Genomic DNA, 15530 nt, shown 5'->3' on the forward strand with positions numbered 1-15530 from the left:
GGGAAGCCACGGCACACGGCCGGGCCCTCACCCCCAACCCCTCTCCCAGAGGGAGAGGGGAGCCGAAATCAACGGCCGCCCATGATCCCGATGTAGTCCTGGGTCCAGCGGCTGTACGGGACGAACTTGCCGCCCTCGGCCACCGGGGTCTTCCAGAACGCGATCTTGTCGAACTGGTTGTAGCCGTTGGTGGCGCAGCCTTCGCCGCCCAGCAGGGTGCTGGCCTTGCAGCCTTCCGGCACGGCCGGCACCGAACCGAACCAGGCGGCCACGTCACCTTGCACCTTGGGCTCCAGCGACCAGTTCAGCCACTTGTAGGCGCAGCTCGGGTGCTGGGCTTCAGCGTGCAGCATGGTGGTGTCGGCCCAGCCGGTGGCGCCTTCTTTCGGGAACACGGTGGCGATTGGCTGACCTTCGGCCTTCAGGGCGTTGGCCTGGTAGGGCCAGGCGCTGGAAGCGGCGACGCCTTCGTTCTTGAAGTCGCTCATCTGCACGGTGGTGTCGTGCCAGTAACGGTGGATCAGGTCATGCTGCTTGCGCAGCAGTTCGACCACGGCGGCGTACTGCTTCTCGTCGAGCTGGTACGGATCGGTGATGCCCAGTTCCGGCTGGGTGGCCTTCAGGTACAGCGCGGCGTCGGCGACGTAGATCGGGCCGTCGTAGGCCTGCACACGGCCCTTGTTCGGCTTGCCGTCGGGCAGGTTCTGCGCGTCGAACACGACCTTCCAGCTGTCCGGCGCGGTGGGGAAGACCTTGGTGTTGTACATCAGCAGGTTCGGGCCCCACTGGTACGGCGCGCCATAGGTCTTGCCGTTGACCACGTACCAGGCGGCGTCCTTCAGGCGCGGGTCGATGTTCTTCCAGTTGGGGATCAGCGACGGATCGATCGGCTGCACGCGCTTGCCGTAGATCAGGCGCAGGGAGGCGTCGCCTGAGGCGGTGACCAGGTCATAGCCGCCCTTGGCCATCAGGCTGACCATCTCGTCGGAGGTGGCGGCGGTCTTCACGTTGACCTGGCAGCCGGTGTCCTTCTCGAACTGGGTGACCCAGTCGTAGTTCTTGTCGGACTGGCCGCGCTCGATGTAGCCGGGCCAGGCGATGATGTCCAGGCGGCCTTCGCCTTTGCCGACTTCCTTCAGGGCCTCGGCGGCCTGGACGCCGGCGCTGGCCAGCAGGGCGGTGGTGATGGCACTGAGCAGTGCGGTCTTGCGCATCGGGTGTCTCCCTCTCGTTGTTGTCTCTATTGGTGGGGCAGTTCAATCGAGCAACATCCCTCTGACGGCTTGGCGTCGGGGCGTTTCTTATGTGCCGGCGGGCGACCCCGCCGGATGGTTCAATCCAGTTGCTGGCCGTGGCGCGCCATGATGTGGCGCACCACGCTGTAGTCCTGCAGCGAGTCGCTGGACAGGTCCTTGCCGTAGCCCGAGCGCTTGAGCCCGCCGTGGGGCATCTCGCTGGCGAGCATGAAATGGGTGTTGATCCAGGTGCAGCCGTACTGCAGGCGGTTGGCGATCTGGAAGGCCTTGTCCAGGTTCTGCGTCCACACCGAGGAGGCCAGGCCGTATTCGGAGTCATTCGCCCAGTCCACCGCCTGCTCCAGCTGGTCGAAGCGGGTCACGGTGACCACCGGGCCGAACACTTCGCGCTGGACGATCTCGTCCTGCTGCTTGCAGCCGGCCAGCAGGGTCGGCTGGTAGTAGAAACCGGGGCCCGAATGCACGGCGGCGCCGGTGACGCGCTCGATGTGCGGCTGGCCGAGGGCGCGCTCGACGAAGCTGGCCACGCGGTCGCGCTGGCGGGCGCTGATCAGCGGGCTGATCTCGTTGTCGGCGTCGCGCTTGCGGGCGAAGCGGATGCTTGCCACGGCATCGCCCAGCTCGGCGACGAGGCGGTCATGGATGCCCGCCTGTGCGTAGATACGGCAGGCGGCGGTGCAGTCCTGGCCAGCGTTGTAATAACCATGGGTGCGTACGCCCTGGACCACGGCGTCGAGGTCGGCGTCGTTGCAGACGATCACCGGCGCCTTGCCGCCAAGTTCCAGGTGCGTGCGTTTGAGGGTGCGCGAGGCGGCCTGGAGAATCTTCTGCCCGGTGACGATGTCGCCGGTGAGCGAGACCATGCGCACCTTCGGGTGGCCGACCAGATGGCTGCCGACGCCATCGCCGCCGCCGCAGACGATATTGATCACGCCGGCGGGGAGGATTTCCGCCAGCGCCGGAGCCAGCGCCAGGATGCTCAGCGGGGTGTGTTCGGACGGCTTGAACACCAGCGTGTTGCCGGCGGCCAGCGCGGGGGCGATCTTCCACGCGGCCATCATCAGCGGGTAGTTCCACGGTGCGATCGAGGCGACCACGCCCACCGGATCGCGGCGCACCATGCTGGTGTGGCCGGGCACGTATTCGCCGGCGAGTTGGCCCTGCTGGCAGCGCACGGCGCCGGCGAAGAAGCGGAACACGTCGGCGGTGGCCGGAATATCGTCCTGGCGCGCCAGGTGCAGCGGCTTGCCGCAGTTCAGCGATTCCAGCTGGGCGAGATCATTCGCGCGCTTGTCAATGGCGTCCGCGATAGCCAGCAGCGCGGCGGAACGTTGCGCGGGAGTAGTGCGGGCCCAGGCGGGGAAGGCGTGGTGCGCAGCGGCGATGGCCTGCTCGACCTGGTCGATGGAGCCGTCGGCGATGCTGGCGATGGTTTCGCCCGTGGTCGGGTTGATGATCGGCTCGGCCATGCCTTCGCCGGCGACCAGTTGGCCGTCGATCAGCAAGGCGGTATGCAGGGTTGCGCCGGTCATCCTGGAAGCTCGTCTTTTATCTGTCTTGTTTTCGGGGGGCATGTGCGTGCTCCGGCGTAGGGGCGGTGCCCGGAACTTGGCCCTTTGGTATGGGACGAGAGACTAGAGTCCGGGCGTGGGGTCGACAAATTCTAATTACTGAAAGCGCCGTTCGATTAAATCGAACGCTGTAAGTCTCTAGATCGAAAGGCGTTTGGCGTTCGGCTGCTCTCGGGCGACGGTGAGGAACGGGTCCACCAGTGCCGGCCGCGCGGTGCCGCGACGCCACGCCAGGCCGACATCCAACGGCTCGGACAGGTCCACCAGCGGCCGCGCCTCGATGATGTCGCCTTCCAGCGACCAGGGGCGGTAGGTCATGTCCGGCTGGATCGACAGGCCCAGGCCCGCCGCCACCAGGCTTCGCACCGCTTCCACCGAGGCGGTGCGCAGCGTCACCTGTGGCACGAGTCCGGCGCGCGACCAGATGCGCTGGGTGTGCAGGCCCATCTCGTCAGCGTTCAGCTGGATCAATGGCTCGCCCGCCACATCGGCAAGGGCGATGCTGTCGCGCTCCAGCAGCGGGTGCTGCGCCGGTAGCCACAGGCGGTGCGGCGAGTGGGTGAGCACCTCGGTCTGCAGGGCGTGGCGGTCTTCCAGGTTGGAGAGGATCAGCACGCCGACGTCGATCTCGCCGCTTACCAGCAGGTGCTCGATGTACGGGCGCTCGTCCTCTACCACGCGGGTCTTCACGTTGGGGAAGGCGCGCTGGAAGCGGTTGATCAGGTCGGCCAGGTAGTAACCCGCCACCAGGCTGGTCACCCCGATGGTCAGGCTGCCGGCCACCTGGTCGGTGCTCTGCTGCAGGCTGCGCTTGGCGTTCTCCACGGTGGCCAGGATCAGGTGCGCCTGGCGCAGGAACTGGTGGCCCTGGTGGGTCAGGGTCATGCCCTTGGCGTGGCGGTCGAACAGGCGCACGCCGATCTCTTCTTCCAATTGCTGAATGGCGAGGGTCAGGGTCGACTGGGAAATGAACACCGCCTGGGCGGCGGCGGAGATCGAGCCGGTCTCGGCGACGGCGATGAAGTGGCGGATCTGGCGGAGGGTCATCATGGGCGATTGGCCGCTGGCGCGCGGAGTCGCGATCTAGAGCCTTGTCTAGCCGGTCTCGGCGCATTTCATTGTTGATTATCGAAAATCTATAGGAGCATTCTTTTTAATCGAATGAAAGCGGCCTATTTGCCCTGCGGACCCGCCGGCAAAGGCCCGCAATATCCGGAAGCACTCTGCAACTCCGCTCTGACAAGGCTGCGAGCTAGAGTCGGAGGCCTGACTTTTCATCTCGATAGCTAGTGGAGATCGCCATGAACACACGTGGCCTGCTCGACCAACTGCTCAAATCCGGGCAGGAACTGATGCAGAACAAGGGCCTGACCCAGCAGGGCGGCGGCCAACCCGCACAGGGCGGCAGCAAAGGTGGCCTGGACCTGGGCAGCCTGCTGTCCGGCGCCGGTGGCGGCGCTCTGGCAGCGGGCGCTCTGGGCTTGCTGATGGGCAGCAAGAAGGCGCGCAAGGTCGGCGGCAAGGTCGTCGCCTACGGCGGCCTCGCGGCGTTGGGCGTGCTGGCCTACAAGGCCTACGGCAACTGGCAGCAGAAGCAGGCCAGCGCGCCGCGCGGCGAGCCGCAGACCGTTGACCGCCTGCCGCCGGCCCAGGCCGAGCAGCATAGCCATGCGATCCTGCGGGCCATCGTCGCCGCCGCGAAAGCCGACGGACATATCGATGATCGCGAACGCCAGCTGATCGACGGCGAAATCGCCAAGCTCACCGGCGACCTCGAGCTGCAGGGCTGGCTCGACCGCGAACTGGCCAAGCCGCTCGATCCGGCCGAGGTCGCTCGCGCCGCCACCAGCGAGGAAATGGCCGCCGAGATGTACCTGGCCAGCCTGCTGATGGTCGACGAGACCAACTTCATGGAGCGTGCCTACCTGGATGAACTGGCGCGCCAGCTGAGCCTCGACGCCGGCCTCAAGGTCGAGCTGGAAGCCCAGGCGCAGAAGGCGCTGGACGCGGTGCCCGCCTGAGTGACGTGACCTTCCTCGCATCCGCTGGATAAAGGGCGCGGCTGCGCCGCTTCGCCTGGCACCCGATGGTGCCGGGCATCAGTCTCCGTCGCCGGGCGTCCCGACCATTCCGGGCCGGCTGGCGGACGGCGCTGGCGCATCGGTGTGGCGGGACTATCGTTGCCCAACGCACACCGCGCGATGGCGAGGGACTGATCATGAACACGACCGATCTACTGGAACAACTGCTGCGGGCCGGACAGGGCTCGGCGGCGCAACAGCAACAGGGTGGCGCCGGTGGCGCGGACCCGCTCGGTGGCCTGGGTGGCCTGCTCGGCGGGCTGCTGGGCGGTGGCGGAGGCGGCGGTCTGGGTTCGATTCTCGGCGGTGGTAGCGCGGGCGGCTCCGGTGGTGGTGGTCTGGGCGGCCTGGGTGGTGTGCTGGGCAGCATGCTCGGTGGTGGCGCCAGTTCCGGCGGCGCTCCCCAGGGGCGTTCCACGGGCGGCGGCGTCAACTACGCCATGCTCGCCTCGCTGGGCATGATGGCCTACCAGGCCTATCAGAACTGGCAGCGCCAGCAGAATGCCAATCCCTCGCAGCAGCAATCGCTGACCACCGTCGACCAGCTCGATGGCCCCGAGGCCGAAGCCCACAGTCACGCGATACTCACTGCCATGCTCGCGGCTGCCAAGGCGGACGGCCGTATCGATGAGCGCGAGCAGGCGGCGATCCAGGCAGAGCTGCAGCGCCACGCCGGCGAGCCGCAATTGCAGGCCTGGATCGACGCCGAAATGCAGAAACCGCTGGACGCCGCGGACGTCGCGCAAACCGCCCAGGGCGATCCCGCCGTTGCCGCGGAAATGTACCTGGTCAGCGTGATGCTGGTGGACGACCAGCAGGACGCCGAGCGCACCTACCTCGACGAACTGGCCTACAACCTCAACCTCGCCCCGGAACTCCAGGCGCACCTGGAACAGCAGGCGAAGGCCGGGGGTGAAGTAGCTTGATACAACTCAGGGCACGACCGCAGGAGCATTCGTACAATCTGACGGTCAGAGAGGCTCGGACGAACGCACCCTCGCGGCGCGTTCGTTCCTCAATTCTGCAAGGAGGCTTCATGCCGTTCGTACGTTTCGCCCTGCCCACCGCGCTGCTGCTCAGCGCTACCGCCACCCTGGCCAACGCCGCCAAACTGGAAGACGTCGCGCCCTATCCCAAGGCCGAGGACGGCTTCGTCCGCCAGGTCATCCACCTGCCCGAGCAGGCCCATGAAGAGAACTTCAAGGTCGAGATCCTCGCCGGCAAGACGCTGACCGTCGACTGCAACCGCCAGCGCCTGGGCGGCACCCTGGAAGAGAAGACCCTGGAAGGTTGGGGCTATTCCTACTACCGCCTGGACAAGGTCAGCGGCCCGGCCAGCACCCTGATGGCCTGCCCCGAAGGCAAGAGCAAGAAGGACTTCGTCCCGGTGATCGGCGAAGGCTTCGTGCTGCGCTACAACAGCAAACTGCCCATCGTGATCTACGCGCCGAAAGACGTCGAAGTCCGTTACCGCCTCTGGTCCGCCTCCGACAAGGTCGAGCACGCCCGCGCGGAGTGACCCTTCCGCTCTCGCTTTCGTAGGAGCGAGCTTGCTCGCGAACAGCCTTCCCCCGGCTCCGGCGCTGGATGGGTTCGCGAGCAAGGACTGGGCGTCCCCCTCGTTCCTGCAACTAATCCGCCAGCACAACCTCGGAGCGCTCTTCCGGCTCGGTGCAGTGGTGCTGCCAGATTGCCTGGTACAAGGCTTCCAGATCACGGGTGAAGCGCGCCGTGTCGAACAACGGCGAGTCCATCCGTGCTGCCGACAGCCGTTGGCGCAGCTCAGTGCGTGCGCTGTTGTCGAGGGCCAGGGCTTTCAGCCGCTCGAAGCAGTCCTCTGCATCCTTCGCTACCAGTTCGTCAAAACCATGCGCCTTGAGCAGGCTTCCCGCCACGCGGCTGGTAAAGGTCTCGCCCAGTCGAGTGATCAGCGGTACCCCCACCCAGAGCGCATCACTGGCGGTGGTATGCGAGGTGCAGGGGAAGCTGTCCAGGGCCAAGTCGGCCAGGCAGAGGCGGGCGAGGTGCTCATTCTGTTTCAGGCGTGGCGCGAAGATCAGGCGTTCGGCGGCCACTCCACGCTGCTGTGCCTCGCGCCGAAGATTGTCGCGGGCCTCCTCGACCTCGGGCTCCAGCAGCCAGAGCACGGCCCCCGGCACCTCCCGCAGCAATCTGCACCACAGGTCGAATTCGCCCGGATTGAGCTTGAGCAACTGGTTGAAACTGGCGAACACCACGCCTTTTTCCGGTAGCCCGACTTCCGTTCGACCGGGCGGCGGGTTCAAGGGGCGGTCCCGGTCATTGGGTTGGTAGCTATGGGGCATCAGCGCCAGCGTCTCGCTGAAATGCGCAGCGTGCTCGGCTGGCGTCACGGTCGGATCACCGATCAGGTAATCCGCCAGGCGTGGATGCCCCAGGCTGCCCGGATAGCCCAGCCAATTGATGATCACCGGCGCCGGCCGCAATGCGGTGATGCCCTGGCGCGCGCCGGTGGTGTAGCCCTTCAGGTCCACCAGGATGTGCAGACGCTGTTCTGCGATCAGCTTCGCCGCCGCCTCGTCGGACAGCTCGCGCAGGTTGTGGCGGTGCAGGCCAGTTGCGGCGATGCGGCGGGTGAAGTCATCGTCGCGCTCGGGGCTGTAGTCGAATAGGTGGATATCCACCCTGGCGCAGTCGTGCGCCTCCAGCACGCCCATCATCAGGTGCATCGTCGCGTGGTCATAGAAGTCGCTGGACAGGTAGCCGATGCGTAGGCATTCGCCCTCTGTGGGCTCGCTGCTCAAGGGTGAGGCGAGCAGCTCCTGTGACCAGCGCGACTCGGCAAAGTGGCGAGCGGCATCACGGTGTAGTTCCGGGGAAAGTCCGGGCAAGTTGATCAGGCTCCAGGGGGTGAACGCATCCTGTGGTGATGTTTGCAGTTTCTGCAGAAGCTCAGTGTCAACTGCTGCCAGTTGGGGCCAGCTACCCAGTGTGCGCAGAGCCAATTGCAAATCGTCCCATTGCTTGGCCTCGGCAAACCATTTAGCGGCCTCGCTGAAGCGTTTTCGATTTCGTAGCGCTCTGGCCAGTTCCAGTTGGAGGTCGGTTCTATCCGGGCCCAGCGTGAGTGCTTGAGTAAGAACGGGAATAGCCGTCTCACTTTGGCCGCATTCGCACAGGTGGTTCCCAAAGTTTTTGTAGGCCAGGAGGTAGCCGGGGTTGCTGGCAATGGCCTGGCGGTAAAATTGTTCGGCTTCTGCGTAGCGGCGTTGCTTGTTACAGAGGTTCGCCAGGTTGTTGGCCGCTTGTGCATTCCGTGGTTGTAGTTGCAGGCAGCACCGGAATGCCTCCTCCACGGCGTTGTCATTGCTCAGTGCTCGCTCGGCCAGAGCCAAATTCAAGTAATAGGTAGCATCCTTGCGTACGGTTAGGGCGCGCTTGATCAACTCTCGCGCCAGTGTTGCCTTGCCTTGGCTTAGACAGGCGACTCCGCACAAATGAAGAGCCTCGGCGTTGCGCGGTTGGCTACGAAGCAGTTGTCGCGCCAGAGCTTCACCACGAGCGGGGGCTCCGCTGTTGAGCGCATCGACAATGGTTTGTACTGACAGTCTGGGTTGGCGCTGGCGCATGAAATGTCTCCGGTATGGGATGCCGATATCTTCAGGGGAATTCCGTTTAAGTAATTCGGAAATTGCTGTCAGGAATTCCTGAAAGGTATGGGATAGATTTTATTTGAGTGTCCCAGGTTAGGGCGGTGCTGGCTTTTGAGCTTCTTGATTATTAGTTGTTGGGACAGAGGGATTTAATGGGGGTAAAGAGTTTGTAATTGATAGTGTGTTCATGCGTTGGTTCACGGTTTGAAATTGGTTCTCTACACAGGTTTCCAGTTAGATGCTTATTCGAGAGTATCGCTATAGGATGAAAAATCAATAAAGGAGGGATTTTTGCATGTCACCTAGCCGGCATTCTGTCGCGGTTAAGCCCGCAATAAGCGTCATAACCCCCACATGGAATCGTGAGTCGCTGCTACCGTTTGCTTATCGTTCGTTCTGCTCGCAAAGTGTAGAGTCTCTGGAATGGGTAGTTATCGATGACAGTGATAAACCAAGTGCTTTTATGGAAAGCTTGAGTGATTCTCGAGTTGTTTATCGACATTTGCCTTCGCGAAAGACAATCGGCGAGAAGCGCAATCTAGCCAATGAAATTGCCAGGGGCGATATTATCGCCCACTTTGATGATGATGAAGTCTATGCGCCAAATTATCTTGCAGCGATGCTTGGCCAGATGCGGTTGCATGGGGCTGACTTTGTAAAGCTAAGCGCATTCTTCATCTATAGCAGAGTGTATAAAAAATTTGCCTATTGGGATCTGATGTGCAAGGCCGGTTTGCATTTCTGTTGGAGCGGTAGACCGGTTACACTTCACGAAATTCCTGAAGGAAGTCAGGCGTTTCTCGAGAACCATCTTGGATTCGGTTTTAGCTATTTTTATACGAAACGTCTCTGGGCCGAGCATCCGTTCGAGCCAATTTCTTTCAACGAGGATGGGCTTTTTGCAACGGCGGCGCGCAACAGGGGTGCACACATCGCTCTTCCTGTTGATGACTCCGGTTTGTGCTTACATGTGCTACACAAAAACAATTCATCGAAGAGCTTTCCACAGTTCATCCTGCCGGACGTACTTGTCGAGCGCCACTTTCCGCACTTCTGTGAGGCGCTCGACTCGGCGTCGTTGCGTTAGATTAAATGACAGGCGAGCCGCAAGGTTGGCACCAAAGATGAAACTTTGATCTTCACAGTTTTTCCACTCCAGAAACGTTGGCAGGTCTGAAGAAGATCGTCACGCTGCTCGCGAATCTCTTCATGTATTGATGTTGAGAAATTGCTCTCCATTGTAGACGGTAAGTATTATGCTGAATTTTGGCATTTTTTGATCCATGGATATATAAATGGCGATGCTCTTGCGAGCACCGCCGAAGCTACGTCAACTCCAAGCAGCGGCTATAACCGGTGCAAGTGCTTGCTGATAGTTGGGGGGGAGGGTGGTCTGACCAAGTGCAGGAGGTGAAAACGCCGCCATGGCATTAACTAATTGGTCGACCTTGTCGTAATTTAAGGTTTTGCCGTTGCTGGTCTGGAACTTTTCTATATAGCACTCTGACCAATTAGGGGTCCCACTGCTGCTGGAGTACCAGAAATCAATGGAAACTTTGTCGCTTGTTCCTATGATTTTTACAACTAACGAGCCGGAGATATTTTCCTTGCTAAACCAAAGTTGGTCAAAGTTTATCCCTTGGCCAAACTTTAGAATGTCAATGTCGAATGGGTTTGTGCTTCTTTGAGCCTCCAGGATTGTGTCGGAGCCATCTCCTTTGTTGAATATATAGGTGTCGCCACCCCCGTTTCCTTGAAGTTTGTCATTTCCTCTTCCGCCTGTAATTAAATTGTCACCATTTGTCCCTATTATTATATTATCTAAATTATTCCCAGTTAGCGCCATATTGCCGCTGGCTTGAGTGCAGTTTATGCCTTCTATGTTGTCGGGGAGGGCGTATTGAGATATGGAGGCGCCGAATATTTCGATTGAGTCATATCCCTCTCCGGGGTTCTCTATGATAACGTCTCCTACGTTGTCAATGATGTATCGGTCGTCGCCCGTTCCACCTCTGAGCGTATCGGTACCCGTGCCCCCATCGAGAATGTCATTACCTGCGCCGCCATCCAGAATATCATTGCCCGCGCCGCCATATAGGATGTCATTTCCCGCGTTTCCGTAGATTACATCGTCACCATTCTCCCCCCATATTATGTTGTTTAATTCATTTCCTTGTATGGTGTCATTTCCCTGCGTGCCTCGAGCATTCTCTATGTTGGCTCCATAGGCGATGCCTAAAGCGCGCTCACCCATGAAAACGTGCGATGCAAATGTCTCGTTGGTGGGTCTGAAAAATATGTCGCTGCGGGTTCCATTGTTTAGATTTAGATTTGATCCGGATGTGAAGTTACTGAGATCGATTGTGTCTATACCGCCGCCGTCCCATATCGTGCTATAGAATGGAACATATGAGTATTTGTAGATCGTGTCGCCGCTGTTGAATGAGGTATTTGCTCCGTAAAGATATTGAATTGCGGCGATGTCATAAATACCTAAATCGGTTGGTTCTGCTTGGTACTCATAGTAAAATTTTCTTACGCTATTGTATGACATGACTGTATCGATTTTGTTGTACATTGAAGCGTTGGAGGAGTAGATCCATTCGTTATTGATTTTTTCATGTGTGTGTTGCAGGCCTAAAATGTGTCCGACCTCATGAGCTGTAACTGCCCAGCCTTGGGGGGTGTTTTGATGTTCAACACGTAAGCCGATAGTTGCATATTGGTCGCCTGGGTTGACGACGGCTACGCCATTATAAGCGTCGGTGCGCATGTTATATATCAGTAGGTCGGCCACGGGGCTGAAGGAAGGGGAGGTATAGAGGAAGTTGACATTTGTCACTTCTGAATATCTTTGGAGTACTGAGCTGATTAGTGATTTTTGAGCGGGGTCTGTGAATCCGAAATTTGACCCGAGTACTCCTGTGTCTTGGTTTGCAAGTGTTGACCAAGTTATAGTTTTGTTTGCGGGTAGTATCCATTTTCTAGCGGATTCGCCTTTTTTAAGTATGAAGTCGATTTCATCCTGCCCGGATTGTGAATAGGGTGTCATATTGGTCATGTCTGCATTTCCGTTTGGTTAAGTGTTTGTCGGTGTGCTGAGTTTTCATGGGTGCGCTTTTAAATTCACGATGCTTACTTGCATGTCATCTTTCCTCCAAGCTCTCATCCATGTATCGCTTCAACGGACTGAGGAAGTAGTCAATAACCCGTTGTCGATCGGTCTTAATTTCCGCACGCACTGCCATTCCCGGTGTCAGCGGCAAATCTTCGCTGCCCACACGGATATGGTTCTGGTTGAGTTCGATGTGCAGGCTATAGAGCAACCCGCGCTTTTCGTCCTCAATAGCGTCCTCGGAGAGGCTCAGCACTTTCCCGTGGAGCACGCCGTACTTGGTGAAGTTGAAGGCCTCGATCTTTACGGCCACGTCCTGGCCCGGATGCACAAAGCCAATGTCCTTGTTCTCCAGCTGGGCTTCGATTTCTATCGGTTGGTCGCGGGGCACCAGCACCATCAGCGGTTGCGCTTCGGTGACCACGCCACCAGCGGTATGGATCGCCAGTTGCTGGACGGTGCCGTCCACCGGAGCGGTGAGGCGGGTGAGGCTGTCCAGGCGTTCGGCCTTGTGCAGCTCCTGTTGCAGGGCGGCGGCTTTCTGCTCGGACTGGTGCAACAGGTCGAGCATGGCGCGGCGGTTTTGCGCCAGGGTGGTTTCCCGTTGCTGTTGCGCGGCTTGCCGCGCTGATGTGAGTTCGAGTATGCGGCTTTGCTGCTCGGTCAGTTGACGCTCCTGCTCCATCTGCTCCTGCTGCTTGTTCAGGTAGTGGTGCTTGGGCACCAACCCTTGCTCCGCCAGGCGCGCATAGTCGGAAGTAATGCGCCGGGTGATGGGCAGCATCTGCTCCAGTTTGCTGGCTGACAGTCTCGCGGCCTGGATTTCTGCGCTGCGCTGGGCAATCACCGCTTCCTGCTGCGCCAGGCCGCTGCGCAACTCCTGGTACTGACCTTGCAGCCAGAGGTTGGCGGCTTGTTGTTGCTCAACGCTGGCTTGTGGCAGTTTGGCGGCGACGTTGGTGGGGGGGTGTTGGTTGGTGATCGCATCGAGCATGGCCTGCGCGCGAACTGCATCCACCTGGCTGGCGAGCAGATCGCTGCCTAATCGCTCGACATCGGCGCTGGTCTGGCTCGGGTCTAGCTCCACCAGCAGATCGCCGGCCTTCACGGCCTGGCCATCGGTGACGTGAATGGCCTTCACCACGGCGACTTCATGCGGCTGGATGACCTTGCTGCGGCCACTGGGGACGATGCGTCCGTTGGCGGTGGCGACCACATCCACCTGGCCCAGGACGGCCCAGAGAACGGCCAGTGTCGCCAGCGTCATGATCAGCCATTGCAGGTAGCGAGGGGCCGGGTGAACGGGGGTTTCCTGCAAGGCCAAGGCGGCGGGGAGAAACTGTGCTTCGTGAGGCAAGCGCGGAGTTGTGTCCAGGCTGTGGCGCAGGCCCCAGGCGTGGTTCCACGCCAGACGATAGCGCTGCAGCAGCTCGCGATGGGCGCTCATTGGTCGTCACCGTGCTGCAACTGGTTCAGGCGCGCGTAGTGGCCCTGCTCAAGGAGCAACAGTTCGGCATGACTGCCTTGCTCGACGATCTGCCCGCGCTCCAGCACCACGATGCGGTTGGCTCGACGCACCGCACTCAGGCGGTGGGCAATGATGATGACGCTGCGGCCCTGGCAGATGGCGCGCATGTTCTGCTGGATGATCCGCTCGGACTCGTAGTCCAGCGCGCTGGTGGCCTCGTCGAAGATCAGGATGCGCGGGTTATTCAGCAGCGCACGGGCGATGGCGATGCGTTGCCGCTGGCCGCCCGAAAGTGAGGCGCCGTGTTCGCCGACGATAGTGTCGTAGCCTTCGGGCAGTTCCAGGATGAACTCGTGGGCGCCGGCCAGGTGGGCGACCTCGATCACCCGCTCCAGCGCCGCGCCTGGGTCGGTGAGGGCGATGTTGTCGCGGATGCTGCGGTTGAACAGCAGGTTCTCCTGCAACACCACGCCGATCTGCCGACGCAGCGAAGACATTTCGGCCAGCGCCAGGTCCATGCCATCCACCAGTACCCGCCCACGATCGGGCACGTAAAGGCGTTGCAACAGACGGGTGAGAGTGCTCTTGCCCGAGCCCGAGCGGCCGACGATGCCGATTACCTCGCCTGGGCGAATATCCAGGCTGATGCCGCGCAGTACTTCCGAGCCATCGCTGCGATAGCGGAAATACACCTGATCGAACTCGATCCGACCGCGCAACGGCGGCAGCGAGCTGCGCTGGCCGAGTCCGGCCTCGCTGCGGGTATTGAGAATGTCGCCCAGGCGCTGCATGGAAACGCCGGTCTGCTGGAAATTCGGCCATAGCTGAGCGAGGCGCATGATCGGCTGGGCCACGCGGCCGGCAAGCATGTTGAAGGCGATCAACTGGCCGACCGACAAGTCTCCCTCGATGACCAGGCGCGCGCCGAGCCAAAGGGTCATCACGGTCACCAGCTTGCCGATAAGGCCGACGCCCTCGTTCGCCAGCGTAGAGAGAACCTGTGTGCGAAAACTGGCGGCGACGTAAGCGGCCAGTTGGTTGTCCCAACGCCGTGTGGACTGCGGCTCCACTGCCAGGGATTTCAGGGTGTCGATGCCGTTGAGGGATTCGACCAGAAAGGCCTGGTTCTCCGCGCCGCGGTTGAAGCTCTCCTGCAGGCGAGCGCGCAAGGGTGGGGTGATAAGCAGCGACAGCAGCACGTAGACCGGCAATGACAAGATCACCACCAGCGTCAGCCAACCGCTGTAGACCAGCATCACCGCGATGAACACCACGCAGAACAGCAGATCCAGCAGCAGCGTGATCGCATTACCCGTCAGGAAACTGCGAATGTTCTCCAGCTCGCGCACCCGCGCTACCGAGTCGCCGACCCGTCGTGCATGGAAATAGGCGATGGGCAGGGCGATCAGATGGCGGTACAGGCGTGAGCCCAGCTCCACATCGATGCGGCTGGCGGTGTGGGCAAAGACGTAGGTGCGCAGGCCGCTGAGCAGGCTTTCGAAGATGAGGATGGTCAGCAGCCCGACACATAGCACATCGAGGGTGGACAGGCCCCGATGGACCAGGACCTTGTCCATCACTACCTGAAAGAACAATGGCGTCAGCAGGGCAAACAGCTGGAGGAAGAAGGAGGCAATCAATACCTCGCTGAGCAATTTGCGGTAGCGGACGATGGCGGGAATGAACCAGGTGAAGTCAAAACGTGCCAGTTCACCACCAATGGACGCCTGGGACCGCAACAGGATCAGCCGGCCGTTCCAGCGTTCCTTCAGATTGGCCAGCGGTATCGCTTCGGGGCGTTGTCCGGGGACTTGGATCAACGCCTGGCCCTGATCGACACGGGCAAGGATGAAGAAGCTGCCGTCGACGGCTTCGGCAATGGCGGGCAGTGGCGTTTGTGCCAGGCGTAATGGTTGTGACTGTGCGGATTTGGCGAGCAGCCCAAGTTTCCGGGCGGCGAGTAATAGGCGGTCGCGGTCAAAGGTTTGGGCGCCTTCGGCGAATTCGTGGCGCAGTTGCTCGGCGCTGGCGGCGATGCCGTGGAAGCTCGACAGCGTAATCAGGCATTGAAGGCCCGTGTCGAGGGGCGAGGACGGGACTTCCTGCGAGGCTGGAGCATTCATCTCTGTACTTCCTGTCAGGGATGGGCAGCACTGGCATGTGCTACCTGGACAAGGAAGTTATGTTTGTTCAGCCCGTGTTCAGCAATGGTGTTGTATAGCGCGGCATCCAAATCAGACGCTTCAGGCAGAGCCTGCTCTGGAATCAGGGTTTGCTGAGGAACAGAGTGTCCTCTTCGGGGGTAGGACGGCTTTCTCAGGACGACAGGACGGGGAATCGCGGGCGTTTACGAACCGCTGGCCTTCATTGATGCCCTTGATGCGATGGTCTTCGTCTGCCAGTCCAC

General features: G+C 60.7%; 11 protein-coding genes. 4 read left to right on the forward strand and 7 right to left on the reverse strand.

Going from position 1 to position 15530, the window contains the following annotated elements:
• Window positions 1-68: 68 nt before the first annotated feature.
• The 3 genes from ydcS to PNI01S_RS19565 form a co-directional block, all read right to left on the reverse strand.
• Window positions 69-1214 carry a putative ABC transporter substrate-binding protein YdcS gene (gene ydcS, locus PNI01S_RS19555; protein WP_084358839.1) on the reverse strand — a complete coding sequence of 382 codons (1146 nt, stop codon included), beginning with the start codon at window positions 1212-1214 and terminating at the stop codon, window positions 69-71.
• A gap of 119 nt (window positions 1215-1333) precedes the next feature.
• The gene (locus tag PNI01S_RS19560) at window positions 1334-2788 is read right to left on the reverse strand and encodes a gamma-aminobutyraldehyde dehydrogenase (protein ID WP_084358840.1); all 1455 of its coding nucleotides are present in this window, start codon (window positions 2786-2788) and stop codon (window positions 1334-1336) included.
• A gap of 177 nt (window positions 2789-2965) precedes the next feature.
• Window positions 2966-3877 (reverse strand): LysR family transcriptional regulator, encoded by a 912-nt coding sequence (locus PNI01S_RS19565; RefSeq protein ID WP_024765694.1) that lies wholly within the window; start codon window positions 3875-3877, stop codon window positions 2966-2968.
• Window positions 3878-4128: 251 nt separating this feature from the next.
• Here PNI01S_RS19565 and PNI01S_RS19570 point away from each other — a divergent pair, with 251 nt between their 5' ends.
• The 3 genes from PNI01S_RS19570 (at window position 4129) to eco (ending at window position 6427) form a co-directional block, all read left to right on the forward strand.
• Window positions 4129-4848, forward strand: coding sequence for a tellurite resistance TerB family protein (locus tag PNI01S_RS19570; protein WP_037015239.1), 720 nt, complete (start codon window positions 4129-4131; stop codon window positions 4846-4848).
• A gap of 197 nt (window positions 4849-5045) precedes the next feature.
• The gene (locus PNI01S_RS19575) at window positions 5046-5834 is read left to right on the forward strand and encodes a tellurite resistance TerB family protein (RefSeq protein WP_024765693.1); all 789 of its coding nucleotides are present in this window, start codon (window positions 5046-5048) and stop codon (window positions 5832-5834) included.
• 110 nt (window positions 5835-5944) lie between these two features.
• Window positions 5945-6427 (forward strand): serine protease inhibitor ecotin, encoded by a 483-nt coding sequence (gene eco, locus PNI01S_RS19580; RefSeq protein ID WP_084358841.1) that lies wholly within the window; start codon window positions 5945-5947, stop codon window positions 6425-6427.
• Window positions 6428-6539: 112 nt separating this feature from the next.
• On the opposite strand, the gene PNI01S_RS19585 is transcribed toward eco, so the two are convergent.
• Window positions 6540-8516, reverse strand: a complete 1977-nt coding sequence (locus tag PNI01S_RS19585; protein ID WP_084358842.1) for an O-linked N-acetylglucosamine transferase, SPINDLY family protein — start codon at window positions 8514-8516, stop codon at window positions 6540-6542.
• A 319-nt stretch (window positions 8517-8835) separates the two neighbouring features.
• Between PNI01S_RS19585 and PNI01S_RS19590 the strand changes: the two genes are divergently transcribed.
• Window positions 8836-9627 carry a glycosyltransferase family 2 protein gene (locus PNI01S_RS19590; protein ID WP_024765690.1) on the forward strand — a complete coding sequence of 264 codons (792 nt, stop codon included), beginning with the start codon at window positions 8836-8838 and terminating at the stop codon, window positions 9625-9627.
• A gap of 243 nt (window positions 9628-9870) precedes the next feature.
• Here the strand turns inward: PNI01S_RS19590 and PNI01S_RS19595 are convergent, their stop codons facing one another.
• The 3 genes from PNI01S_RS19595 to PNI01S_RS19605 all read right to left on the reverse strand — a co-directional run bounded on the left by PNI01S_RS19595 (window position 9871) and on the right by PNI01S_RS19605 (window position 15246).
• Complete coding sequence (locus PNI01S_RS19595; protein ID WP_084358843.1) at window positions 9871-11601, reverse strand: M12 family metallo-peptidase; 1731 nt, start codon at window positions 11599-11601, stop codon at window positions 9871-9873.
• Window positions 11602-11686: 85 nt separating this feature from the next.
• Window positions 11687-13102 carry an HlyD family type I secretion periplasmic adaptor subunit gene (locus PNI01S_RS19600; RefSeq protein WP_024765687.1) on the reverse strand — a complete coding sequence of 472 codons (1416 nt, stop codon included), beginning with the start codon at window positions 13100-13102 and terminating at the stop codon, window positions 11687-11689.
• Window positions 13099-15246 carry a type I secretion system permease/ATPase gene (locus PNI01S_RS19605; protein WP_024765686.1) on the reverse strand — a complete coding sequence of 716 codons (2148 nt, stop codon included), beginning with the start codon at window positions 15244-15246 and terminating at the stop codon, window positions 13099-13101. Before PNI01S_RS19605 ends, PNI01S_RS19600 begins: the two co-directional genes overlap by 4 nt.
• Window positions 15247-15530: the final 284 nt, after the last annotated feature.

The organism is Pseudomonas nitroreducens NBRC 12694 (genome assembly GCF_002091755.1).
GTDB classification, from domain to species: Bacteria; Pseudomonadota; Gammaproteobacteria; order Pseudomonadales; family Pseudomonadaceae; genus Pseudomonas; species Pseudomonas nitroreducens.